The sequence below is a fragment of the Butyricimonas synergistica DSM 23225 genome, assembly GCF_000379665.1.
Classification (GTDB): Bacteria; Bacteroidota; Bacteroidia; order Bacteroidales; family Marinifilaceae; genus Butyricimonas; species Butyricimonas synergistica.
In genome coordinates, this window is record NZ_KB903360.1 from 447,301 (window position 1) to 473,379 (window position 26,079).

The following is a 26,079-nucleotide window of genomic DNA, read 5'->3' on the forward strand; positions in this document are numbered from 1 at the left end:
TACATTTAAAATCCTATATTGATACCCAAAGAATAGGTCTGTGGAATCACGCTTTGTGTCGACAATTCCGGATCAAAACCGTCAAAACGCTTACTGGCGATCACGAACACGTTATTCACCGTGGCACTCAAGGCAAGTGTTTTGATTCCCACCTGTTTGCACAAATCCAATGGCATATTCCAAGTCAGGTTAATTCCACGACACCGCAGGAAAGAAGCATCCACGACCAAAACATCCGAATTTGCCCAAAACCAATACCAGTTTGTCGAATAATTATCCGGAGCTGTTATTCTCGGATCTGAAATTCCGCGAGTCAATGCCGGAATATTAGTTTTCAATTCATCTCCCGGCCGCTTCCAACGTTTCAATAAATCCCGGCTAAGATTTTGGTAAGAGTCAGGTACTTTTCCGGACATAAAAGAACTATACGGGCTCGGAAGACGCTTTTTGCCTCCCAGCAAAAGAGCAAAATCCGTATTCAATGTAAACCCTTTATAACGTATTCCGAGATTCAAACCTCCCGTGAAGTAAGGATCTTTCTGTCCCGACCAAACCATAAATTTTGTCGGGTCCATATTAGCATCCCGTTCCTCCTCTGGTACATCAAAATAATTAAATAGCGGGCGACCATCCTCCGGGCTTAACCCCTTAAACGAGAACGACCAAAAACTTTCCACGGGATACCCTTCCTTTTGTAACCTATCGGTAAATGCGGTAACCAGCTCTGTTGATTTGGGATTTTTCACCGTTGACTTTGCCTTATTCCAATTTTTAGATGAATTCAAACTGACACTTATAGCAAAATCTTTTGTCCGGACAGGAGTAAAAGCAACAGTAAACTCCATCCCCTTATTATCAATCATTCCCCCATTGAGATCTAATGAAGTTTTCCCGTATTCATAAGCCACATCCTGACTCACGATAGCATTTGACGAACGAGTATAATACTCTGCGGTTACATTAAAAATCTTGAAAAGTTCCAGATCAACGCCAAGATTCCACGAGGTCGTACGTTCCCAGGACAGATGGGGATTAGGAATGTCGTTAATAGACGAATAATATTGGTTATAAACGGCATCGACACCCTCCATCTTTAAAATCAAATCCATGGATTTATTCGAAAGAGCGTTCCCTTGAATACCGTAAGTCACACGAAAAGCCAAATTATTGATCCAATTGCTCGTTGACTCCATAAAAGACTCCTCGGTAACCCGCCATAACAAACCGAATGAATAAGTTGGGTCCAAACGTTTCTTTACATCTTGACCAAATCGGTTTGATATGTCATTACGAATATTGGCATTCAACACGTAGCGGTTTTTGTAAGAATAAGCCAACGTCCCAAACCACGAAAAATAATTATCCGTTTGGTCACTCTTACCCCAAGAAGGACGAAGTGTATTATATATATCTTCCAATGGTCCCAATGGCTTCGGGGTAGAATAAGGAGCATTAATCGGCACCAATTTATCCGCATCCGTGGGACGAGCCAATTTATAGCCTCGTTCAGGCATATATCCCCATACCATATTCTCAATTGTCATATTACGATTAGAACGCACTTCCATCCCCAACATCACATTTATGCGATGATCCGTATTAAACGTCTTCGTGTATAATAATTTATTCTGCACGTTATAAGAAGCTTGCGTGATCTCGTTCGTGTACAAAGAACCGCCATAAGGCAGCATGGCAGCTTTAAATTCCGGATCCCCCGTACTTTTACTTCCATAATCATATCCTCTATAATTTTTAGCGATATAATATGTACGCTCCAACGCCTCAACTTCATTACTCTTGGTATAGCGGCTATATCCACCGGTAAACTGGTAAGTCAGACCACTAATAATCTCCCACTTGAAATCAACAGACGAAGCTATCGTAAAATTACGTACTTCAGAGCCACTGTTATCTCGTTCGTTAATAATATTATATCCTAGCGATTCCACGTTTCCGTTATAAGTGTAAGTTGTCCGGTTTTGGTAAAACAAAAGATCCCCACGCCCGTCATAAGCCGGAATTGCACGGCTAGTGGAAAGAGCATAATCCATGGGATTTACGCCAGGACCAAAACCGTTCGTGATCATCGACGTTCCGTTTGCGGTAACATCCAAAGTAATATTTTTCCGTAATTTCGTATTGAAAGCAATTCTCCCGGTATACATTTCTTTGTCATTACCAATCTCCTGACCGTTCTCTTTCGAATACCCAATAGACGCATTATAAGTAAACTTTTCAGACCCTCCAGAAACACTGACACTATGTTTATGGCTGAAAGCATTCCGGGTAAGCAATTTCAACCAATTCGTATTCACGCTTTCCAGCTCCTTTTTACGCTTCAGAAAATCCGCTTCCGTAATATCTCTCTCGAGAAACATCCGGTATAGTCCCTCGTAAACATTCATCTGTTTTATAGGCCTATACGTATAATAAGAACCTTCCTCTATCGTTTCGTCAGTAAACGCCACCCGTTCCTGGGAATTCATCAAATTGAAACGATCATACGTGGGGCGTGTTGTAAACGAAAAATTTCCCGTGTAATTTACGGTCATCCGATCAACTTTTCCCCGTTTCGTGGTAATTACAATCACCCCATTGGAAGCCTTCGACCCATAAATCGCCGTGGCAGACGCATCTTTCAACACCGTGATCGTTTCAACATCCTGCGGATTCAACCAAGCAATCTGGTTCCCGATAATCGTGGACAAATCCTGCGTCATCACAGCCGTCGCATTCAACGTGATCGGATCTGACTGAATAATACCATCTACCACCCACAAGGGATCGGTATTCCCCAACAGAGTAGAGGCGCCTCGAATCTGAATTTTGGGACTCGTTCCCACGCGGCTGCTCGTGTTCATCACGATCATTCCTGCCATACGTCCCTGCAACATTTGATCCAGAGAATTATAATTCGGCATCATAATATCATCTCCCTTCATGGTATTATAAGACCCTACCATATCCCGGCGATTGATATTTTGATAACCGGTAACCACAACTTCTTCCATCGTGTTCAACTCCTCCTTCATCACCACGTTGATGGTGTCTTTCCCCTGATACTTCACCTCTACGGTTTCCATCCCGACAAAAGAGAAGACCAAAGAGAATTGTTCCAGATTAGGGATCTGAAGACGATACTTCCCGTCCTTATCCGTGGCGGTGCCTACCGTCAAGCCCTTCACCATCACTGTAACTCCCGGTAGCGGGGCTTTCTTCTCGTCGGTCACCAAACCGAAGATCTTCACGCTTTTCTGTTGGGCTACCGCAGTTCTTTTCACTAGCATCACCACATCCTTGTCATACTTGAAAGTAAGAGAAGAACCAGCAAGTACATCCGCCAAGACCTCTTTCACTTTCTTATTCTCGACATCCACGTCGACCGTGGAAATCTCTTGCATCTGTTCCGCATTGTACAAGAAACGCAACCCCGTCTGCTTATGAATAGCATCGAACAACTCGTACAAGCTAACTTTTGTTAATTTTAACGTCACATTCTGTTCCTGCCCCAAGCCTTCCGCAACAGCAGAGAACACGAAAAACACGATCAAAAAGACAGTTAATTTCATAATTTTCCAAATTTTTTCGCGCACTCGACCCAAAAAGAGGCACGACATTCTCTTTTTTTTCATACTTTTGTATAAGAATTTTTGTGTTAAACATGATAACCGCATCCCCCAAGATGTTGTTATCGGATTACTACAATCCGGAGAGTCGCCACAACTCTCCGTTTTTTATTTACCACTAACTACTACAGTTCTATCTTTCACGCTGAAACGTACATCCGAGGTATTCTCCAGGAAGAACAACAACTCCTGAATATCGGCATACCGCTGCATATTCCCGAAGAAGCGCAAGTCCTTGAGCGATTCATTCTGGAAGAACACGTTCACGTCATACCAACGTGCTGCCTTTTCCATGATCGACTCCAACCGCTCGTTCACGAACACCACATCCTGATTCTTCCAGGCGATATAAGGATACACGTCAACATTATTCACTTCCGTTTTCCCGGTCACCTCATTCGCCACTCCCAGTTGACTCGGTTTCAACCGCACTTCCTCCGCGGTACGATTCGCCTTAAAACCGACCGAACCTTTCACCAGTACCGCCTGAATCTCGTTGTTCTTGTAAGTATTCAAGTTAAACTCCGTGCCGTACACTTTCAGCTGATACTCCCCGGAACGTACCAGAAAAGGCTTTTCCGTGTCTTTCTTCACGCTAAAATAAGCCTCCCCCTTCAAGCGTACTTCCCGCTTGTCGGAAGTAAACTTCACCGGGTACTCTAACTCCGAATCAGCATTCAACCACACTTCCGTGCCGTCTGCCAACGTCACGAAAAACTCTCCCCCTCTTGGCACGATAATCTTGTTATATATCACTTGATTTGCTACTCCCGCTTGTTCCGTATTGTACTCGATTCCCTTACCATCTTTCATCTTCACGACGGAACCATCCTGTTCCAAGATCGAGTCTTCATTGTCCGTCAAATCAATAACTTTACCGGAAGAAAGCACGAGCCTCGCTTGCGGGAATCCATGACGGATCACCTCATTGCGGGCGATCGACTTTTTTTCGGGCAAAGGTTTATTGACCAAATACATCCCGCCTATCGCCACAAGGATGGCTATCGAAGCCGCCACACCATACCACACCCGACGCACTTTTATCCTGCTTATTCGACGTGACACCAACTTCTTCCCTGTCATCGCATCCACCAATTGCTCCTTCCGTGCCCATCGGATGTGCAAGCAGTCCTTCACCAAACGCTCGAACTCCTCCCTGTTCGCGGGATCAGCATCCAGCCACCGCTCGACAGCAGCACCCTGCACGTCATCCAACTCCCCGTTGAAATAATCCAGCAGTAGTGTTTCCTTTTCCTGACCCATTAAATCTTTTTCCATAGTTCAACTTGTTTTCATGCATAATACCGGAAAACTTCAAAAAGGTCTAATGGATTTACAATTTTTTTTCAAATTATTTTTTATCGCCACACCAAAGCCTTACTTTTGCAAGCGGGTATTTCTACCCTATCAATAACACTATTCCCGACGACAATAGAAAAACAAAAAGCCCGAGAACAGCTCTTTATCCAACCGCTCTCTTAGCTTCTTCACGGAGTTACCCAGCAACGTTTTCACAGTGGAAACGGAGATCCCGTACCGCTCCGCCACTTCGCGATATTTCAAGCCTTCCAGAAAAACGCAATTCATTATTTCCCGGCTCCGCTCCGGCAATAATGCCATTTCTTCCAACACTCTCGACACGATCTGATCATGCCGTTCATTATACTCCTCGAAAGCCAAATTCACGTGATCCAACTCCAAAGCATTCCGAAAAACATCCCGTTTTTCTATCCGCTTGAAACAACGGTTACGCACAGACACGTAAAGAAAAGAAGCCAACGTCTCCGGCTTGAATTTCAGGTAAACCTTATCTTTCCAAATAGAAACGAATAAATCCTGCACCACGTCCTCCGCCAAATTCAAATCCCGTAAAAAGGTATCAGCCCAAACAACCAAAGGCTTATAGTATACATCAAATAGCATATCCATCCCCTTCTGGCTTTTGGAACACAACACGATACATATTTCCTGATCCTTATTTTTCCCGGAATTATCCACTCGCTTTATTTCTAATAATTAACAACTCTCTCATCTCAAATCCATATTTACAAAATTAGGAGAAATTATCATACCACCAAAAAAGGAATGCTTAAAAATCCGTTCAGGGACTTTTAAGCATTCCAAAAGAAGTGAAGCGCTTACTTCTCAATATAGATTCTAAGCTGTCACGAGTGCTTATTTCAACAATTGCTCTTGTATAATCTTCTCGTACTTTGCAGGCTCTGCCCCGATTTCGATAATAGGCTTGCCATTCACGGGTAAAAAGAACAAGGTAGGCAACGCATTTATTTTGAATTTATTGCACAATTCTTTTTCCTTATCAGCATTTACCTTCAGGAATATCACCTGATCCTTGTATTTTTCCGCCAATTGCTCCATCACGGGCAACAATCTCATGCAAGGACCACACCACGAAGCCCAAAAATCAATCACAACCGGCTTGTCACCCTTGTACGTGAACTCGGTCCCGTTCTTATAATCATGGATATTCTCCCGGAAATAGATTCCCGTGATCTCGTTTAATTTCCCGGGTTCTATCACGATTTTTTTCTCCGCTACCTCATCCTTCACTTCCACCAAGTCAAAAGGCTGGAAATAAATTGTTTGTCGAGAAAAATCCAACGAAAGAATCCCGTATTCCAATATACCGGCTCCTACCACGGAACGCACGAGAGAACCATTCACGGGAATCACCGTTCCTTGAAAAGATTCCCGTACAAAATCACATTGTGACGCCACCTTTGTCTGGCTGGACACCGGAGTATTGCCATACCCGTTATACACCGATACCGCATTCCCGGGCTCTCCTTTCCAACGGGTAAAATCAGCCTCGTTCAATTCCACCAATCCCGGGGTCCAGGTATCCAGTATACAAGAAAAAGCCATGCCGTCTATTATTACCGGGCATTCCATCCCGACTCCTTGCAATAACTTGGCATTCGCACGATGATCCAATTTCATGTAAGCTGGACGATAAGGCAGTGACATCGTAATCTTTTTCCTGCGGGAATCGATGGTTAAAACGACACCCCGGAAAAGAGCTCCCCCCATGATACCGGCAACACCCAATTCCCGCAGATAAGGCTCATCTTCCAGCACAAAAGCTCCAAGTTCGTTAGCGAAAGCGCTATTCCCGAAAGAAACCGAATTAATCGACACCACTTTAGACGTCGGTATTTTTTTGAATTGGAATGTATCGTACGGAAGTTTTCCTTTGCTATCCGGGTCAACATTCAACTTCTCCACGTACTCCGGCAAAATAGCCGTCTGTCCCGCCAGATCTAACACGAAATCGGCATCCACGCCGTTCACGACACACGTTATAATGATTTTCCCGTCTACTACCCGGTAATCTCTCACCTCGGAAACATTATTCTTCGTCTGCGCCCATGACATCAAGGGCAGCAGCGCTACAAAAAGCCATACAAATAATTTACTTTTCATCTTTTGTTCTGATTTCAATAAACAATCACCTTCTCGCCCTTCCGGGTTAGAACCGTCAATTTTGTTTTCTTCTTCGCCTTCAATTCCGGGATTCCGTTGATGATACTCTCGCAAAAATCGTATTTCCCGATAGGCTTCCCGTTAATCTTAAGCACCTTGTCACCCATCTCCCCCACGTCCTTCATCGCACCCCATACTGCCGCAACCACCAGATCGCCGTCCTTCACCTGCAACCTCACGTCATGGGGCTTCTCCGCGAGATCACTCTCCGGCTTGTATGGCTCGAAATAAAAGCGAGCCCGGGGATAATCTATCGTCACCCTGCCATAATCCAACAATTTTACGCCCAACAACGTGTAAGGCGGTGTAGCCGTTTCGGCTACCACGTTCCTGAATTTAGAGCCTGCCACGGACAACAAGGGAAAGTTTACCCGCCGGGAAACTCTCTCCGCAGACACTCCCCCCACGCTGATGGCTCCCACGCTACATCCCTCGGACAAAAATTCATAAGCGGAACCGGACGACAAAGCCTCGAAATCGGATTCCTTCAATGAAAGGAATCTCGGGCACCCCGTGTCAAACAAGCAAACAATGTTATGCCCGCTTCCCGCCTGAACCGAAATAATCGGCATTTTCGCTTGCACGAAACGAGTCATTTTCCGAAGCGACACGGTCGATTCTTTCTCCGCCGTAGAGATTGTCACGGTCTTTTTCTCCCCGTCGATAACCAAAATCAATTGGGCGAACAAATCGCTCCCGATCAACCCATCAACAGGGAAACAAGCCAAAGGCGACGGTTCCGGCATTTTCATTGCCGCCACGCTCTTGAAGCGGAACACATTATCGGGAGTCTCGATACTATCCACCCGCACGAGCGGATAAAATGACTTGCGCCCGTTCGCGTCTGTCACCTCTAACGAATCCGTTACCGCCAACCCGAACTCCCGGCAAAACTCACCCTTCAAGGTTGTTCGGGATGCCCCCGTGTCGAAAATAAATGAACGAAGCGTTCCGTTCAGTTTCATCTCCACGACCATCTTACCCCCGATCATCCGGTAAGGCAATTCTGCCTTGTATTGCTGCGCGATCGCCGGGAAAGCGATCACGCAAAGCAAACACAAAATGATTATCTTATACCTCATGGTTTATTTACTCAATTTATCGGCAGCTTTCACGGCTTCCAAAGCATTCACAATACCACCGGAAAGGCACAATTGTTCAAAAAGATACAGGTCGACAGCTTTCTTCCCGCCTCTGGTAACATTCTTTTCCAGTTCCACGCCTTTCCGGGAAGTCACTGTTTGCAACAATATATCACGAATCTGGCTGCCCGTCAATTTCGGGTAATACGTTTTAATCAAAGCGGCAACACCCGCTACCGTGGCTGAAGCCATCGGCACGCCATTCCCGTATTGATAAGTATCCCCCGTGCAAGTAGACAACATCTTTACCCCCGGAGCGTAAATATCCAGTTCTTTCGCCCCGAAATTTGAATTCTCGGAAGGTAACCCGTCTTTGTCGGACATTCCCACCGTCATTAAGTTGGTAAATTCTTTTCCGCCATCCATCCAGCGATTCGGGAAAAACGTATCCTCACTTAAGTCACGGGACATATCGTGCACGGGAACAATAACCAATGCCCCTTTCTGTTCGGCATAGCGAATCGCCTCGCTCATCCATTTCTTCTGCATCTCCGGGTAAAACGAGTTCTGTTGCGGCAACACCACGACAGAAGCCCCGTGATTCACGGCATAACGAATCGCCAAAGCCATATCTTTCAAATAAGGCTCTCCCGCCCCGGCTTCTACCACTAAGGTCATGATTTCCGCCTCGTCTGCGATCGGATTATTCCGTCCTTCCACACCCCGTTGTCCGGCAATCACACCTGCGATCATCGTCCCGATAGCGGCATCCGCCGTCAACAACACGTTATTCCCGTATTTACTGTCGTTTATATCCAAATAATTATCCCCCACGATCGCCCGACGCCCGTCATTACCATATTGCTGAACAGCCCGGTCGTATTTCTTTTTCAAATCCGCAATATAACTTTCCTTTAGAAAAGCATCCCGGTTAGATTCCCAAGCATTGTTTTTCACCATACTAGCCCTCATTTGTAAGGCAGCTATCAATATTCCCCGGCTTGTAGAATCCTGAGCCGTTTTAGGTGAACACGCCTCTACTACATCTCCAACCGTGAATTCGGTCTTATCCGGGAAAGCCGCCTGTACCTCTCGGTCGAACACCCCCATGTAATATTGAGAATTATATCCTGAATTCACGGCACTATAAGCCTGCAATAAACGGGACTCACCCCGAACCACGGAATTATAGTAACGAAATTCCTCCATGTTTTCGGGAGCGGCACATTCTTTTCTCTCCCCGTTAATAATGGTATAATATTTATCCCCGTCTTTCAGGATATCCCCGTATTTATCTTTCAAGCGGAAGAACTCGCGTTCCCCCTCCCGGTTCACGAACGGCATCACCTGCCCATCCTTCCCCCCGATGAAGTTCCAGCCGTTCACATCGTCCGTGTACCCATTTTTATCATTATCCTTCCCGTCGGTTTTCTCCTTCGGGTTTTTCCAGATATTTGCCTTCATAGCTTCGTGTTCCGTGTCAACACCCGTACCGATAAGTGCCACGATCGGTCTCGTCTTCGCTTTTTTTCCTTTCAAAAACTCGTATGCCTCGTTCACGCAAGCCCCATACACACCGTCTTTTTCAAAAGAACAGTTGTACCAGTCCCGATCCGACTGTTTCTGCTCTTCCACTTTCGCCTTTTGTTTCACCAGTTGAGCCTTTGCCGCACTGCCAATAGCGACTAATACACTCATCATCAAAATCATAGAATACTTTTTCATCATTACAGTTTATTATTTTTACACAATACAAAACCCTGTTTCAATTGAAAATTGAAAATTCCCTAATCCCTCAATCTAAAATTTAAAATCTAAAATTGATCCATCTTTCTCGCTTTTTCTATTGCCTCTTTCACCTTATCACCCCGCAAGTCCCGGGCAATAATCTTCCCTTCTTTATCGATCAGAACGATAAAAGGAATCTGGTAAAAACCATAAGCATCCTGAATGACATTCTGCTTGTTCCCTTTCGTGAATCCTTCCGGATTCCACAGAGTCACCCAAGGCAACTTATCCTCTTCCACCATTCTTCGCCAATCCTTTTCTCGATTATCCATTGATATCGTGATAATCACCAGATCATCCCCTTTCAATTCTCCATACTCCGACACTAACTTCTTCGCCTCCATCCGGCATCCCCCACACCAGGATGCAGAGAAGTCCAACAACACGTATTTTCCTTTAAAATCACTCAAACTTACTTCTTTCCCGTCCAAATCCACGAAAGTAAAATTGTAAGCCTGCTGCCCCAAAGCAAACTTCTGACGGCGTGCTACTTCATCCACAAGATATTTCACTACTTGCGCTTCCCTCTCGTTTTCAGGAATCAGATCCAATATCCGTTTGTAGGACTCGTAATCCAGTTCAAAGAATCCCTTGTTCTGGTACATTAACGAGACACGTACCACGGGATCTATCACCAAATCCTTCTCCACGGCTTCTTGAATCACGGCTCGTCTGGAACCCGAAGCTCGAAATTTTGTCATGATATCCATGTATTGCATATACAAATCAATCCCGTCAAACTCCATCGAACTCTCTTCCGGTCGGTCTTCATTCAGAAAGCCTTTCAATATTACAGGACGATCCGTGAGGATCATCATCTCGGAATATTCCCCGAAATGAACGTTATACAAATCCTTCTTGATATGCACGGTTTTTGTCTTAAATTCCTCTCCACTTTTCACCGGACACTCGACAACTGTCTTTCCCGCCAGATCAGTCACCTTGATCGTCAACGGACGCAGCGTCCGCAGTTTCCCCTTCAGGGAAAACTGTGCGGAAACGCTTAACGTCAACAACATAAATAAAGTAGATACCAATAATTTCATCATATTAATCTTCTTTCAAAGCTGCCATTCGAGTAATATCCCAATCATATTTATCTTTCATGTACTTCACCGTGAAATCATAGTACCGGATGATCAACGGATATTTATCTTCCGGGTACTTGATCAATACCGAATCACGAGTGTAGCGCATACCCAATTTCAAATAACTCGCGAAATTGGTTGTAGCATCCATCGTCACATTTGTCTGAAGAGGTGTGAAATCGTAAGCCGCCGCAAGCATTCTCCCGGGATAACCGAGTTTCATGTAATAATTCTCAGCATTCACCGAGATGCTGAATTTTTTAGAATAATCAAAAGCCCCTCCCGTCTGGAAATCTGCCGGAATCGCAATCTTGCCTTTCTCCACCATTTTAGCCAAAATGTTTTGCAGAATAACGGTACGCCGCATCTTATACTCCCATGGAGTTTTCGGCAAATCGTAAGGCTTATACGGTCTAATAATTATGCTCCCGTAATCATAGTAAGCCAAATTTTCCTCCTTCGCACGGAAAGAAAACGCCCAATAATCCAACCCGTCCCAAAAACAGAGCAAAGGCGCATATCCAATAGCACCAGCAACCACCTGACGAAGATCATCGACCAAATAGATATAATTAGGCAACACACCTTTACACAATTCCGGTTTTAAGAAACCAAATACATGATTCTTGAAAAAATCGGTATAAAATATCGCATACTCGTCACTCAAAGGTTCCCCATAATATTTAATAGTATACGTCCCAGACCAAGCTTGATTCAAATCCAATGTATCAAAAGCCGTGTATATTGGAATCGTTCCAAAAGTATTCGCCATTTCTTCCAAATCCGAATCCCAAGAATTACTCCCTTGCGGAAATTCAAAACGACTGATACTGGAAGCATCCTCACTCCGGGGATACAATTTTTTTTCATCGTCACAAGCAACAAGCGTCGCCAGTAAAAATATCAAACTAAAAATATTCTTGTATTTCATCGTTCCTCGTTTTATTGTAATGTCTTCGTTGTTGTTAATTTATTCTGGTTCAATGCCGAATTGCGCTCCATCACGTCCGAAGGAATCGGCAAGGTATATGCGGCATCCCCCTCCTCGATCACGTACTTACCCAAGTTAACCCCCAACTCTACCCAGCGATGCTCGAAACGAGGCATCCCGTAACGGCGCAGATCAAACCAACGTTGCCCCTCGAAACAGAATTCCCGGCGGCGTTCCTCCCGGATAAAACTCAACAAATCCTCACCGGAATAGTGAACCTCGTAATCCACATTCTCCGCGTATCGTTTCTCGCGCAAATCATTAATCATTTTCAGAGCTAACGTTTCGTCCGTATCGTACACAGCCTCGGCAAGAATCAGGTAAGCTTCCGACAAACGCAATGACATACCGAACTCCGTATTGAATTTCACCGCATTATTGTACTGCATGACACATTTGCTCCACGGGAGATAATGTCCCTCGGCAGGCTTAAGCTCTGAAGGTTTAGCACTTAAAGGTCCTCGCAACTCTTCCACGAGATACAACGTCTTCCGCAAATCCTCATCCTTATAACAAGCAATTAAATCCCGGGAAGCATTAACAAAATAGGCATACGTGATTCCATCTTCCATTTTGTCTTGCATTCCAATGATTCCCCTAAAATCTGCTGCATTCCCGTACACCCAAATGGTTTCCGGATTATCTAAAGTTACATAGCTAGGATAAGAAGCATCCTCCCCCACAACAATCGTAGTCTTCTTCTCGAATGACTTCAAATCATATAACTCGTATCCCCAGTCTTCGATCACCTTTTTTGCATATTTGGCAGCCCCCTCCATATCTTCCATGTGCAGGCACACGCGAGCGTGAAGCAACTGCACCGCAGGCAAGTTTATACGATAACCCGCTTTTTTCTGTTGTGTTGCCGGCAATGTAAGGAAATTTTCTTCTGCCGCATTCAAATCTTTAACAATCTGCTCGTACACTTTGGCAACTGATTCCCGTTTCTCCAAACTGCTTGACAAACCGCTCGCCAGTTTCAAGGGCACCCCGTCGGCATCTTTATTATGATTGTACGGTTCCCCGAAAAGATTTACCAAGTTAAAATAGAAGAACGCACGCAACGCATGAGCTTGGGCTGCCACGTAAGCCTTATCCTCGGCAGAGCCACTCACGTCATCCAGATAATCCAACGCGGCATTCGTTCCCAGGATATACTGGTAATACGTACTCCATATCTTAACACTAGATTGCGCCGGATATAAATCAAACATCTGGGGATCCCACGAATAAACGTACTGTAAACCCTCGATACCCGAAGAAGAAGTCTGCAAAATACAATCTTCACTCATCTCGATATCATCATCCAGAGCATTGTGAAAAGTAAATAAACAAGTGGAATTAGCTAATGGATAAGCGTCCCCCAATAACATTTCGTTCAATGCATTAGCAGTCTTCGGCACGTATTCGCTGGGAGAATCCGGTTCCAGGAAACTGGAACACCCGCATAAACTCACGGCTAAAATTATATTGAATAATATCTTTTTCATATATCAAAGCATTTAAAAACCAACATTAATTCCAAAAGAATAAGTCTTCGGCATCACCCGATCCTGCATTTCCGGATCGAATCCGTTATATCGTTTGGAAGCGATGACAAACAGGTTATTCACGGATGCCGTTACCGTCAAATTATTTAACCCGATCTTCTTCGTCATCTCGTTATTCAATCTCCAACTCAAATTCAATCCCCGGCAACGCAGGAATGACCTCGGAACAGTTAATGCATCCGAATACGCGTAAGCTTGCAGAAGATTATAACTACCACCTGTAGGCAATGTCATCATCCTGTCCTTTCCCCCGATCACGAATCCCGGGATACTTGTGAATACCTCATCTCCCGGTTCCTTCCACCGCTTCAATAAATCCCTATTGAGATTTTTCTCTGCATTCGGCATATAGTACCCATCTTTCATATCGCGATACGGAGAACTCAATCGGGTAACACCTCCCAACAATAAAGAAAACGAAGTCCCTAACGTGAAAGAACGGTAACGGATATTCAAATTCAATCCTCCCGTGAAATAGGGATCTTTCTGTCCCGAATATTTCAAGAAACTTGTCCTGTCCCCATTAAACTCCTCTTCCGACATAATTCGATTGAACGTCGGACGACCATTTTCAGGATTCAACCCGGCAAAATCAAACGACCACATACTTCCTAACGGGTATCCCTTTTTCAAAATCATGTCACTACGTCCACTTAAAAATGTGCCCACATCCACGACTTCTTTATCCACTTTTCCCCCGGAATTCCAGTTCTTGGAAGAGTTCACACTCATGTTGACACCAAAATTTTTCGTGTTTACCGGGGTGAACGAAACCGTGAACTCGATACCTTTGTTATAAATAACACCACCATTGACAGACATTGAAGGCTTCCCGTTTTCATAAGGAATATCCCTGGAAATAATTGCATTGGAACGGCGGATATAATAATCAATATTGGCATTCACCTTGCCGAAAAATTGCAAATCCAAACCGAAATTCCACGAATGCGTACGCTCCCAGGAAAGGTTCGGGTTTGGAATAGAATTGATAGACGAATAATACTCGTTAAACATACCCAATACTCCCTTTTGGTTCAGGATCAATTCCGGGCTGAGATTCGTCAGGGCATTTCCCTGAATACCCCACGTGGCTTTCAAATTCACGTTTGTCAACACCCGTTGAGTCTGCATAAACGCCTCCTCTGTCATCCGCCAGGATAACCCGAAAGAATAAGTAGGATCAAAACGTTTATTCGTGTTTTGCCCGAAACGGTTGGAAGCATCATTACGCACGTTGAAATTAAAAACATACCTGTTTTTCAACGAATAAGCTAACGTGGCAAAAACAGAAAAGAAATTATCCGTTTTCTCGCTTAAGGCACTTCTACCATTATATAAATCTTCAAACACCCCATAACCATCCATCACCGAACCGCCTCCCACGGGGACAAAATCCTCCGGTAAAGTGGGACGAACAACCAAATTACCCCGGTCGGGCACATACCCGTAACGCATGTTTTGGTCATTCTTGTTATTGGTAGAACGGGCTTCTATCGCCACCATGGCATTCAAACGGTGATCCTCGTTAAACGATTTAGAGAACATCAATTTATTCTGGACATTATACGAAGTCACCGTGGCGGCAGAACTGAACAAAGTTCCCCCGAACGGCAAAAGAGCCGCACTAAACCACGGGTTCTCGGCATCCACCGAACCGTAATCATATCCCCGGTATGCCTCTGCAATAGCAGTAGAACGCTCCAATGCCCACGACTGGCTATTCGTCGTGTTGTACGAATATCCCCCGGTAAACTGGTAAGTCAGCCAACTCAATATTTTCCATTGAAAATCGAAACTCAATTTCAAATTACCCGTGTTGACCTCCGAACCAGTGTTCTCCAGCTCATTCAGCACGTTATAACCGATAGACTCTACTTCTTTATTATATTTATAAGCAAGTCTTTTCCGGTAATAGGAATAATTTCCATCCTCATCAAAAGCCGCGATAGAACGGCTCGTCGTCAAAGCATAGTTCAAGGGATTGACACCGTTAAATCCTTTATTCGTACCGGTTGTTCCGTTTATCGTCAGGTTCATACGGACATTATTATGCAAGTTCAGAGTAACGGCTGCCCGTGCGGTCAGACGCTCGGAACTGTTTCCCTTCTCCTGTCCGTCATTCGAATTGTAACCCACGGAAAGAGCGTAATTCACCTTCTCCGATGCCCCGGTGACACTCACATTATGGCTGTGCCCGAAAGAAGTCCGGGTTAATAAATCCAACCAATCCGTGTTCACCGTTTCCAGGTAATTACGTGTCTTTATAAATTCATCCGATGTGATTTCCCCGTTCTGGAACATCTTCAAGGCTCCCTCGTAAGTTGTAATCTGTTTTACCGGTTCAAATTCATACCTCAATCCCGCCGCGAAAGCATCTTCGCTAAACTGGACACGCTCCTGCGAATTCATCAAATTGAAATTCTTGTATCTCGGACGAGGGGCGATCGAGAAATTACCGGCATAATTGATAGACATACGTCCCATTTTCCCCTTCTTCGTTGTGATAACAATCACACCATTGGAAGCCCGGGAGCCGTATATCGCCGTGGCAGAAGCATCTTTCAGCACGGTGATCGTTTCAATATCATTCGGGTTCAACCAAGACACCTGATTACCGATAATCTCCCGCATATCCTGCGCCATATTGGAACTGGCATTAATGGAGATCGGGTCATCCTGAATAATCCCGTCTACCACCCAGATCGGATCTTGATTTCCCAATAATGTAGAAGTTCCGCGTATCTGAATTTTAGGAGTAGTACCCGCGCGGGCGCTGGAACTCAATACCATCATACCCGGCACCTGCCCCTGTAACATCTGGTCGATCGTGGCATAAGCAGGCATCATAATATCTTCCGCTTTCACCGTCGTGTAGGAACCCACCATATCCCTGCGGTTCACGTTTTGATACCCGGTGCTTACCACGGTCACCTCGTCCATCTCGTTCACGGCTTCCTTCAACACCACGTTGATCGTGTCCTGTCCCGTGTATTTCACCTCTTTCGATTCCATCCCGATGAAAGAGAATATCAATGTCAGATCTTTCACCTCCGGCAATCGCAACACGTATTTCCCGTTCCGGTCTGTTGCCGTCCCGATCGTCAACCCTTTCACCATGACGGTTACGCCCGGCATGGGTTGTTTTTGCTCATCGGTCACCTGTCCGGCAATCTTAACCTCCTTCTTTTGTTGAACCGTCGGGAGCTTACGAATCACGATCACCTGATCGACCACCTCGTAATCAAAACCGTTCCGGCGTAATACCAGATCCAGCACTTCTCTCAAGGTTACGTCCTTCAATTCTAGATTTTTCACTTTTGTATCCCCCAGAATCTCTTTCCGGTACACGAACTCGTAATCCGTGTTCTTCTTGAGATATTCCAACACGTTTTCCAGCATTTCATCATGAAACGCCACGTTCATTTTCTGCTCCTGCGCGTATCCCACCGCACTCGCCGTTCCGAACGTCAATAACAGAATGAAAAACTTCAATGTCATAACTAACAGAATTTTTCGCAATCTTCCACCCGGAAGACTACACGTTGTACTCTTTTTTTTCATACATTTGTAAAGCATTACAGTTAAACATGCATCTGCGACCAACAGATGTTTTGTAACAGGGGAATCGACCAAATTCCCCTTTTTTATTTATATCACTGGTATACAGTCACCGTTTGTCCCGATACCTTGAATTTCACCTCGCCCGTCCGTTCCAGAATATCCAAAATAGACTCGAAAGAGGCGTACCGGGGAATCTTTCCCTTGAAAGTAATCTCCTTCACCGCCTGATTCTGGTAAAAGATGTTGAAATCATACCAACGAGCCAATTTCGACATAATCTCCTCCAAGGATTTATCCTCCAACACGAACATCCCGTTTTTCCAACTCACGACATCCCCCGTATTCACTTTCCGGGAGTACATCTCCTGTCCCCCAACCACGGATTGCATACCAGGAACCAGTTCCAGGCTCTTCCCCTCGGCATCCACTTTTACCTTTCCCTCCACCAGTGTCGTGTAAACATATCCCTCGTCGGGGTAAGCATCCACGTTAAACTCCGTCCCCAGCACTTCCACCACCTGGCTCTTTGTTTTCACCCGAAACGGGCGTGACGCATCTTTCGATACCTTGAAAAATCCCTCGCCTTCCAATTCTACCACTCGTTCCTCGCTCCCGAAAACCACCGGGTATTTCAATTTTGACTCTGCGTTCAACCATACTTGCGTGCCGTCCGCCAACACCAAATTGAACTCCGCCCCCTTGGGCACGTTCAACGTGTTATAAGCCAACGTCCCGCTGCCGAGAGTATCCCCCGCCAGATAAGCCAACGTTGATCCTCCCCTCCTCGACACGGTCACCCCCTCTTCCTCAAACCCGGCAGCAACACTATCTAGCAACACGACCGAACCGTCATTCAACTTCAAGGTCGGGCGCTGCGCAGAAATCAAAGCAATAGAAGGTACAGTATCACGCTTCCCATCCCCTTCGCCCTTGAAGAAGTAGAAACTACCGACAGCCAATAACACGACGGCGGCAGCCACGCTAATACGCAACACTCTTAACCGCCACCCGGCACGGCGTTCCCGGTCGATTCTTTTTTGCATGATATCCTTTGCCCGGGAAACATCTATCTCTTTGTATTTAGCGTATTCACCCGAAAAGAAATCACCTTTCTGCCAACGAAGGAACAGTTCTTCATTCTCGGGCAACTTCCCCTTCCACGCTTCCAACTCCCGCACCTCCTCGTCCGTGATCTGCCCGGCTCGCTGGCGAGCCAACAATTTCGCTATTCGGAATCCGATTCTATTATCACGCATCATATCGATTCTTTAAATTTACCCCTATAACGCAACCTTCCAAAAATGGGGTAATAAAAAAGGCATCTTTTTTTCAAAATAATTATAACCGGCTAATTACAAGGAAAGAAACAAAAAAGAAAATAGGTTCGGATCCAACTTTTCCCGCAAGAAATCAAGGGCACTCGCCTTGTATTTTTTGACCGAACTATCAGACAATCCCAACTTCTCGGCAATCTCCACGTTTTTCAACCCCTCGATAAAACTCATCTCGAAAACGATTCTCGCTTTCTCCGGCAATTTTTCTATCGCGTTATACAAAATCGTCTGCGCCTCCTGGTCTATCACCGAATTTTGAAAAAATGCCTCATTCTCCAATTGCGACACATAACGCTCCTTTGCCGAATTTTTCCGGTGGATACTGACAATCTCGTTTTTAATTGAAGTGTAAAGAAAAGATTTAAACGTATAGACGTTATCGAACTTCGTCCGTCGCTGCCAAGCATTAAAAATAGCATTCTGCACGCAATCCTCCGCCAAGAATTCACTCTCACCACCCAGATATTTCACAGCATAGAGAATCAGCCCCGGATATACCTCCCGATACAACAAATCCAACTTTCCTTTCCGGAAATCAATCAATATCTGAGTTTCCCAATTCACTCTTTGCATTTTACCTTGCAATTATAAGGAAAAAATTACAAACTTCCTCTATTCTCATTTTTTTCCCCTTGGGCTATACGTCAAAAAAACTTCCTCCCGAGTTTTATAAGACCTATTGAACCCGTATTCCTACTCAAATCACGACTGAATTTGTTATCACCAGTGTATAACTCCCATATAACTTCCGTGTATAAAATTTTAGATAAACTATATAAACCCTATATGAACTCTATTATAAATAGAGTTCATATAGGGTTTATATAGAGTTCATATAGAGTTCATGACGAAAGTCATGTGGAATTCACACGGAATTTATTATTGATTTATAACTGACTTGTACATATATTCCCACTGAACACCACATGATAACGTGACATAAAAATCCTACGCAAGCACTACAATCCTTTCAATGATTCCAAAATCTTCACGAATTCCGGATTCGAGGGACGGGGCATATTGATATTGACAATCTTACCCTCTTTATCCAACAACACGTAGCGGGGGATGGTGGTCACTTGATAAGCATGTATAAAAGAAATATCTTTTAAATTGATTATCAACTGAGTGCCCATCAATGGATTTTGTTTCAAAAACTGAATCCATACATCTTTGCTCGTGTCAATCGAAATCCCGACAAAAGCGATTTTCTTCTCTTTAAACTTTTCCTGGATTTTCTCCATATAAGGCATATCCCCCTTGCAAGGAGCGCAATACGTCGCCCAGAAATCAATCAAAACGTATTTACCTTTAAACTCTTTCAAGGAATGGATTTTCCCGTCCTTATCTTCATACTTGAAGTCGGGCGACTGATCCCCTTCCTTAGCCAAACCGTCACCTTCCGCGAACACGTGAAGGGAAAACAAGATGCACAAGCACCATACAATCATTCTCATAACCTATTATTTTTTTACTTGATCAAATTCATTAATCTCAATATCATAAAAAGCGGAAGACTCGAAATCCCCCAGTAAATATTTGGCGAAATGCGAACGCAATTTACGTTCAAAATACCAGGAAGATACCCCATCATACGTGTGGCGCCCGCGTGGCAGCACAACCAATTCCACGTCCTTCCCGTGATTGATGAAAGCATCCGCCATGCGCACCGTGTGAGCCGGGTGGACATTCCCGTCCATGCAGCCGACCACCAGCATCAAGTGCCCTTTCAAGTTCTTCGCCAGCTCCATATTAGTGGGCAACGGCCCGTTCATCGCGTAATGGCTCTCGACATAAAATTGCGAGTAAATGTTATTATCGTGATTCCCCGCTGACGACACACACGCCTTATAAAAATCGGGATACGTGCAAATTGCCGCGGTGGACATCATTCCTCCTCCCGAGTGCCCGTACACGCCCACGCGGTTGCCGTCGATGAATGCATGGCGGGCAATCAATTGCTCCAAACCGCATTTATCGTCTGCCAAAGCGTGATCGCGGATATTACTGTAGCCGTACGTGTGATACGCTTTTCCCCGGAAAGGAAGCCCGCCCCGATGGTTGAAAGCAACAACAATAAAGCCGACTTGCGCCAACGCCTCGTTCGTGGAGGCTATCTCGAAGGATAGGGGGACGTTGTCCGTGTGGGGACCGGGATAAACGCAGGAGATAATCGGATAAGATTTGGTGGAATCGAAATCAAACGGCTTCCACATCACCCCGTAGAGGTCCGTTTCCCCGTCTGCCGCCTTTACGGAAAAAGTTTCCGGCATTTTCCACCCTTTCGCATAGAGGTTATCCAGGTTTTGCCCGTACAAGTCCACTACCAGCTCCCCATTCCGGGTGTCCCTCACCTTAAATTGATAAGGAAGATCCGGACGCGAGTAAGCGTCGATGATATACCTCCGGCTCGGGGAGAACACCACGTTGTGAGTACCCTCTTCCGGCGTGAGCACTACCATTTTCCCTTTCCCGTCGATATTTGCCCTACAGATTTTAGCGTAACTGGGATTTTCCCCGGGAGTAACGCCATACGCTTGGAAATAGACGGTCCGGCTCTTATCGTCTATCCCCACGATTTTCCCCGCCGTCCAATTACCGGAAGTAATGGCATTTTTCAAATTGCCTTCCCCATCGTAATGGTAGAGATGCCCGTACCCGGAACGCTCCGACCACCAGATGATGTCCTTGTAGTCATTCAAGAAAAAGATCGATGCCAGCTCGATGCCGAGGTAGGGGTCTCCTTCCTCGTGGATAATCACTTTCACCGCCCCTGTCGAGACATCTACCTCGCACACGTCCAGCATGGTATTTTGCCTGTTCCGACGCTCCAGGTAAAGCTTGTTCGCTTTCACGTTCGAGTGAAGTATTCTCATTTGCTGGTTTTTCCATCGATCGATATCCACGACTTTCTTCGTCTTCGTTGCCACGTCATACACGGTGACTTCGGTGTACGGCATCACGGAATCCCCCGCTAAAATCATCTGGGTACTTTGAGCCACCGGTCGCCCCTTCAGATAATTTACATACGAAACCTCTCCCATCCCGCGATAATCCTGGCGGAAGAGACAAAAATTTTGGCTATCCTCGAACCAGACGGGAGCCAAGGGCACCTCCTTGCCGGCAGGCCATCCCTCCGTGTGGCTGTAATTGGGGATTCCATCAAATGTCAATTGCACCACGGTCGAATCCTGCAAATCCCGGATATAAGCGTTGTGGTCTTTACCGAAAACCAAATACCTGCCGTCAGGCGACATACCGGTATTATACGTCATGAGTTTTCGCGGCGTCCTGTCATACTGCATATTTTCATCCCGCGTGTGAGTCAATTTCCGGGTTTTCCGGTTGTACTCGAAAGTCACGTTCCCGTCCTGCCAAACGAGTTTTTCCCCGCCTTTCTTGAAATAAATCTGCCAAAAACCGAGTTTTTTCGGGTCATACTTCCGCCCCGTAACTTTTTCCATTTCCGCTGCCAAATAAACCGGGTCCAGGAACTCCTCCACCTTTCGGGCTTTCAGATCCACGTAATAATACTTTTCCTCTCCCCCTCTATCTTCCCGGAACCAAAAGTCATCACTCCCTTCCGTGAAAAATGGTGTTACCTGGTCATAACCCCAAGACAAGACACTCAAATTCGATTTAGCTTTTTCCGCTTGTTCATAATTCGCCCTTTGGGCAAACAGCCCGCACGACAAACCGATACAAAACAAGCAAACAATAATTCTTTTCATACACATAATTTACTTTTGAAAAAATTTCATGATTTCTTTTTGCAGGGGTTCCAATTTAGCCCCTGCCGCAACAATACGATTATTTTCATCCATCAACACGAGATAAGGAATCCCGTTAGTAATATTATACAATTGACACAAAGAATTTTCCCGGCTGAATCCCTCCAAATTAGAACCTTGTATCCAAGTCATCTTTTCTTCTTCTATCGCTTTCAGCCACCTTTCTTTGTTATCATCCATAGAAATCCCCACTATCTCCAGCCCCTGGTTGTGAAACTCCTCGTGAAGCGCTTTCAATTGAGGGGTAAGTGCCCGGCAAGGGGCACACCACGAAGCCCAAAAATCAACGATTTTCATTTTAGCCTTGATCGAGTACAATGTAAAGAAATTACCCTCCGCATCTTGCACCTTGAAGTCCGGGGCGGGATGACCTACCGCCAAAGCCTCCTTTTTCCGGATTTGCTCGTCTATCATTTTCCCCATGGAATTCTGTCGCAACCCCTCTGGCAACAAGGCGAATCTTTTCTTCAATTCATCCAGGGAGAGTCTTTCCGCTCTTTCTGCCAGATCTTTCAGGGCAATATAAGAATCGGCATGCTGCTTCAAAAAATTCTCTTTCCGTTCTTGGGCATCCTGTTGCAGCGAATCCACGAATCCTTTTAATTCCTGAAAACGGTTGCTTTCAGGATTCCTGATTGCCGCCATATATTCATCCCGAACTTCAGCAATCGCTTTCGCTAAATTTATATCTATCGCCGAATATTCGTTGGCAAGCTTCTGCACATCACCACCTCCCGAGATTTTACCGGACCCCAAATTACGGGGATCCAGTTTTATCTCGTATTCTGCATTTTCCAAGTAAATCACGGTCTGCGCGAACAAACCTTCAAGGACCAAGGTTGTTACCGTCAACGCGGGAACCTGTCCCTGCATTTCAAACTTCCCATTTTTCAACTCTGCTACAGATAGCGTATCACACATTTTCCCCTCGCAAGTGACGAGAAAAACCTTTCCCTCATCCACTCCTTCCACACTTCCCCGTATCTTATATTCCCTAGAGGAACATCCAATAACTCCCACTACAATCAAAAAAAGTGCGATAAAATTTATTCTTTTATGTTCCATACAAATCTCCTTCAACTATTGCTCCAATATTTCCGCATATTTCTGTAAATCGACCTCATAAGTTGTTTTCATGTATTCCACAACCAAATCATATTTGTCATTAATGATTTGATAACCTGCTCGATCTAACGGATCTTCCACGTCTATGGGGTAGAGTTCACGCACTTGAGCTTCCGTGTATCTCATTGCCACGCGAATCATGTTCAGGAAATCCAGCAAGGCACGATCTTCCACTGTTTCGGCAACCGGACCGGGACTTTTGTCAAATTCCTCACCATTGTAAGTGGCAAGAATCCAAGGCATCCACGTGGGAGCCCCATAATAATCACGAACCACCTCAAAATCTTCCCCCACTTGTGCCGCAATTCCCCGACGCGTATAAATATTAAGTGGATCTCTCTCGTAAGTGTTCACCCAACTTTCATAATATTGATCCGGAGCCCAAGGATTCTGTACTTTCCACTCTTCAAAAGACAAATAACGAATCCCGATTCTAGTTTCATAATCCGTCATTCCAATAAACCCCGGAGCTATCTCGTACTCACCCGCCATAAAGCGAGTTTTCAAACCCGGATAACTAAACGCACACGCCACCTCGTGAATTTGTTGGGGTGTCAAACCTGCAGCTAACTCCTCGCTGGTAAAACTCAAACTCCAGTAATCAAATCCGTCCTTCTTGAATTGGATATGCCTCTTTTGATATGTTTCAGAACGGGGATTCCCATCGTTGAGATCGTTTACCAAATACAAGTAAAAAGGCAACGACTTCCGGTCCTCGTCGCTCTTTTGATCCAAACTTCCCAACAACCACTCCTTCACAAGGTTCAAGTACACTTGAATATCCTCGTCGCTCGGAGTCGTGCACACGTAAATCGGGGCGTTATAAACCGGGACTGTCCACATCCGGTTCAAACGTGTACTATCCACTTCTTTATAGATAATGTACATTCCCCAATCTTTTGCGATTTGTTCGATCTCCTTATCCCACGGGTTATCCCCCTGCGGAAATTCAAAATCAAACAGATCCACTCTTTTCACGGTTTCCACACCGTCGTCCTCCGCGCATGAAGCCAGCCCAAACAAGGCAAGCAACAACACCCAATATATTTGTTTTATTCGCATCATATAAACTCTATTAATATTGTAAATCATTTCCTTTCCTCGTTTTGCACTAAACTCGGGTTGTACACGAAAGCTTCTTTCGGCAGCTGAAGCGTGAAACCTGGGTCATTCTTTTCCAACACGTACTCGGTTTCGTTCCCCAAACCATCCCGCCACACGTGCCTGATCTCTTCCATCCCGTAACGGCGCAGGTCAAACCAGCGGTGATTTTCGAAGCACAACTCTCTCCGTCTTTCTGCCCGGACGAAATCGACCAAGCCGTCTGCCTCGGCAATATCCGTTTCCTCGAAAGCCGCGGGAGCAAATCTTTTTACCCGCAATTTATCAAGCAAGGTTTGCGCCTTGATTTGGAATTCTCCTTTACCGGTTTCTTTATAAAGCATTGCCGCCGCTTCTGCCGCATTCAAATAAGCCTCCGTAACTTTAAAACCGACACCCCATTTCCCGGCACTCCAGGAAACCTCTATATCGAGCAGATCTGTCGATTTAAATTTACTAGTGGCTCTTTTAAACCTTGTTGGAGCATAATTTTCATAAATAGCCATTAAATAACGCTCTTTCCGCAAATCCGCCGGTACATAAGAATTGATCAAATCATCTGAAGCAACCATCGGGTAATAAGTCGTGTACCCCTTGTCTCCGGAATAGTGTATCATGGTCATTGGCAAATCCAACACATCCCCCTGGTTCCCGAACAAGAATATGATTTCCGGATTATCCCAACGGTAATATTCCATATAAGGTGTCATCCAAAAAGCAGGCTGAGGCACCTCGTTCAAATCCTTCACCCCGTAATTATATTCCCCGGTGACTTTCTCCCCGTATGCCAACGCCTGTTCCCAATTTTCCATGTACAGGTAGACGCGGGAAAGAAGTAATTGCACGCAAGGCAAATTCATCCGGATCTTTTGTTTTTGCGTTCCCCATTCTTCATCCGGCAACGTTTTAAACAAGCGTTCCGCTTCCAATAAATCTTTCACGATTTGGCCATAAACCTCTCCTACCGAATTCCTCGGCATCCCGTCTTCTCCCAAATCAGCTGTCAACTTCAACGGCACGCCGGGGGTATCCTTGCCGGCAAAGTAAGGTTTCCCGTACAAATTAATCAAATGGAAATAGAAATATCCCCGGAGCCCCAAGGCTTGTGCCATTACCCTGCTTTTTTCCTCTTCACTGCCTTGTACCTCATCAATATAATCCAAAACGGAATTACAACCGAGAATCTTTTTATACACTTCCCCATAGGTGTTATACCCGCCGAAATCATCTTTCATATACTTAGACCACGTGTAAGCCAAGCGGAGCTTATTCACTTTGCTTTCCTCCGTGCTACTCGTTTGCCAATCCGGACGAACGGACACATCGTCATCAAACAACCCCAATACCCCGTACAATCTGCCGTCACTATATCCCGGTCCCATATATACTTCTCCCAGCAACAGCTCGTCCAACGATTTGACCAGCTTGGGCACGTATTCGCTCTGAGATTTCGGTTCCAGAAAATCACTACATGATGCCATGATAAACATGGCTATCCATAATCCGTATTTCATTATTATTTTATTCATAAAAACCTC

Annotated in this window: 17 protein-coding genes; all 17 read right to left on the bottom strand. The window is 45.2% G+C overall.

Annotated features, from left to right (window positions below):
* Positions 1 to 5 precede the first annotated feature (5 nt).
* Entirely contained in the window at positions 6 to 3,569 is a 3,564-nt protein-coding gene (locus A3CY_RS0110260; protein ID WP_155828258.1) for a SusC/RagA family TonB-linked outer membrane protein, read from the bottom strand.
* A gap of 165 nt (positions 3,570 to 3,734) precedes the next feature.
* On the bottom strand, positions 3,735 to 4,904 hold the full coding sequence (locus A3CY_RS0110265) for a FecR family protein (RefSeq protein ID WP_018337827.1): 1,170 nt from the start codon (positions 4,902 to 4,904) through the stop codon (positions 3,735 to 3,737).
* A gap of 138 nt (positions 4,905 to 5,042) precedes the next feature.
* Positions 5,043 to 5,555, bottom strand: coding sequence for a sigma-70 family RNA polymerase sigma factor (locus A3CY_RS0110270; RefSeq protein WP_065219452.1), 513 nt, complete (start codon positions 5,553 to 5,555; stop codon positions 5,043 to 5,045).
* Between the two features lie 246 nt (positions 5,556 to 5,801).
* Complete coding sequence (locus A3CY_RS0110275; RefSeq protein WP_018337829.1) at positions 5,802 to 7,070, bottom strand: thioredoxin domain-containing protein; 1,269 nt, start codon at positions 7,068 to 7,070, stop codon at positions 5,802 to 5,804.
* Positions 7,071 to 7,084: 14 nt separating this feature from the next.
* On the bottom strand, positions 7,085 to 8,212 hold the full coding sequence (locus tag A3CY_RS0110280; protein WP_018337830.1) for a retropepsin-like aspartic protease: 1,128 nt from the start codon (positions 8,210 to 8,212) through the stop codon (positions 7,085 to 7,087).
* Between the two features lie 3 nt (positions 8,213 to 8,215).
* Positions 8,216 to 9,937 (bottom strand): S8 family serine peptidase, encoded by a 1,722-nt coding sequence (locus A3CY_RS0110285; RefSeq protein WP_026207535.1) that lies wholly within the window; start codon positions 9,935 to 9,937, stop codon positions 8,216 to 8,218.
* An 89-nt stretch (positions 9,938 to 10,026) separates the two neighbouring features.
* A complete protein-coding gene (locus A3CY_RS0110290) occupies positions 10,027 to 11,049 on the bottom strand; it encodes a peroxiredoxin family protein (protein ID WP_018337832.1) in 1,023 nt (340 codons plus the stop codon).
* Between the two features lies 1 nt (position 11,050).
* Positions 11,051 to 12,019, bottom strand: coding sequence for a hypothetical protein (locus A3CY_RS0110295; protein ID WP_018337833.1), 969 nt, complete (start codon positions 12,017 to 12,019; stop codon positions 11,051 to 11,053).
* 11 nt (positions 12,020 to 12,030) lie between these two features.
* Positions 12,031 to 13,569 (bottom strand): RagB/SusD family nutrient uptake outer membrane protein, encoded by a 1,539-nt coding sequence (locus tag A3CY_RS0110300; protein ID WP_018337834.1) that lies wholly within the window; start codon positions 13,567 to 13,569, stop codon positions 12,031 to 12,033.
* A gap of 12 nt (positions 13,570 to 13,581) precedes the next feature.
* On the bottom strand, positions 13,582 to 17,127 hold the full coding sequence (locus A3CY_RS0110305) for a SusC/RagA family TonB-linked outer membrane protein (RefSeq protein WP_155828259.1): 3,546 nt from the start codon (positions 17,125 to 17,127) through the stop codon (positions 13,582 to 13,584).
* A 155-nt stretch (positions 17,128 to 17,282) separates the two neighbouring features.
* Complete coding sequence (locus A3CY_RS20765; protein WP_051082719.1) at positions 17,283 to 18,446, bottom strand: FecR family protein; 1,164 nt, start codon at positions 18,444 to 18,446, stop codon at positions 17,283 to 17,285.
* A gap of 96 nt (positions 18,447 to 18,542) precedes the next feature.
* A complete protein-coding gene (locus A3CY_RS0110315; protein WP_155828260.1) occupies positions 18,543 to 19,097 on the bottom strand; it encodes a sigma-70 family RNA polymerase sigma factor in 555 nt (184 codons plus the stop codon).
* 386 nt (positions 19,098 to 19,483) lie between these two features.
* Positions 19,484 to 19,981, bottom strand: a complete 498-nt coding sequence (locus tag A3CY_RS0110320) for a TlpA family protein disulfide reductase (protein ID WP_155828261.1) — start codon at positions 19,979 to 19,981, stop codon at positions 19,484 to 19,486.
* A 6-nt stretch (positions 19,982 to 19,987) separates the two neighbouring features.
* Positions 19,988 to 22,255, bottom strand: coding sequence for a S9 family peptidase (locus tag A3CY_RS0110325; protein ID WP_018337839.1), 2,268 nt, complete (start codon positions 22,253 to 22,255; stop codon positions 19,988 to 19,990).
* 9 nt (positions 22,256 to 22,264) lie between these two features.
* Positions 22,265 to 23,380 (bottom strand): TlpA disulfide reductase family protein, encoded by a 1,116-nt coding sequence (locus A3CY_RS0110330; RefSeq protein WP_155828262.1) that lies wholly within the window; start codon positions 23,378 to 23,380, stop codon positions 22,265 to 22,267.
* A 15-nt stretch (positions 23,381 to 23,395) separates the two neighbouring features.
* Positions 23,396 to 24,505 (bottom strand): hypothetical protein, encoded by a 1,110-nt coding sequence (locus tag A3CY_RS0110335; RefSeq protein WP_040371627.1) that lies wholly within the window; start codon positions 24,503 to 24,505, stop codon positions 23,396 to 23,398.
* Positions 24,506 to 24,528: 23 nt separating this feature from the next.
* Positions 24,529 to 26,055 carry a RagB/SusD family nutrient uptake outer membrane protein gene (locus A3CY_RS0110340; RefSeq protein WP_018337842.1) on the bottom strand — a complete coding sequence of 509 codons (1,527 nt, stop codon included), beginning with the start codon at positions 26,053 to 26,055 and terminating at the stop codon, positions 24,529 to 24,531.
* Positions 26,056 to 26,079 lie beyond the last annotated feature (24 nt).

Coding starts and splice junctions, on each gene's coding strand:
- A3CY_RS0110280 (WP_018337830.1), bottom strand. CDS start 8,212: ATGAGGTATAAGATAATCATTTTGTGTTTGCTTTGCGTGATCGCTTTC.
- A3CY_RS0110305 (WP_155828259.1), bottom strand. CDS start 17,127: ATGACATTGAAGTTTTTCATTCTGTTATTGACGTTCGGAACGGCGAGT.
- A3CY_RS0110275 (WP_018337829.1), bottom strand. CDS start 7,070: ATGAAAAGTAAATTATTTGTATGGCTTTTTGTAGCGCTGCTGCCCTTG.
- A3CY_RS20765 (WP_051082719.1), bottom strand. CDS start 18,446: ATGCGTGATAATAGAATCGGATTCCGAATAGCGAAATTGTTGGCTCGC.
- A3CY_RS0110285 (WP_026207535.1), bottom strand. CDS start 9,937: ATGAAAAAGTATTCTATGATTTTGATGATGAGTGTATTAGTCGCTATT.
- A3CY_RS0110295 (WP_018337833.1), bottom strand. CDS start 12,019: ATGAAATACAAGAATATTTTTAGTTTGATATTTTTACTGGCGACGCTT.
- A3CY_RS0110320 (WP_155828261.1), bottom strand. CDS start 19,981: ATGAGAATGATTGTATGGTGCTTGTGCATCTTGTTTTCCCTTCACGTG.
- A3CY_RS0110335 (WP_040371627.1), bottom strand. CDS start 24,505: ATGATGCGAATAAAACAAATATATTGGGTGTTGTTGCTTGCCTTGTTT.
- A3CY_RS0110330 (WP_155828262.1), bottom strand. CDS start 23,380: ATGGAACATAAAAGAATAAATTTTATCGCACTTTTTTTGATTGTAGTG.
- A3CY_RS0110315 (WP_155828260.1), bottom strand. CDS start 19,097: ATGCAAAGAGTGAATTGGGAAACTCAGATATTGATTGATTTCCGGAAA.
- A3CY_RS0110290 (WP_018337832.1), bottom strand. CDS start 11,049: ATGATGAAATTATTGGTATCTACTTTATTTATGTTGTTGACGTTAAGC.
- A3CY_RS0110300 (WP_018337834.1), bottom strand. CDS start 13,569: ATGAAAAAGATATTATTCAATATAATTTTAGCCGTGAGTTTATGCGGG.
- A3CY_RS0110325 (WP_018337839.1), bottom strand. CDS start 22,255: ATGAAAAGAATTATTGTTTGCTTGTTTTGTATCGGTTTGTCGTGCGGG.
- A3CY_RS0110265 (WP_018337827.1), bottom strand. CDS start 4,904: ATGGAAAAAGATTTAATGGGTCAGGAAAAGGAAACACTACTGCTGGAT.
- A3CY_RS0110270 (WP_065219452.1), bottom strand. CDS start 5,555: ATGGATATGCTATTTGATGTATACTATAAGCCTTTGGTTGTTTGGGCT.
- A3CY_RS0110260 (WP_155828258.1), bottom strand. CDS start 3,569: ATGAAATTAACTGTCTTTTTGATCGTGTTTTTCGTGTTCTCTGCTGTT.
- A3CY_RS0110340 (WP_018337842.1), bottom strand. CDS start 26,055: ATGAAATACGGATTATGGATAGCCATGTTTATCATGGCATCATGTAGT.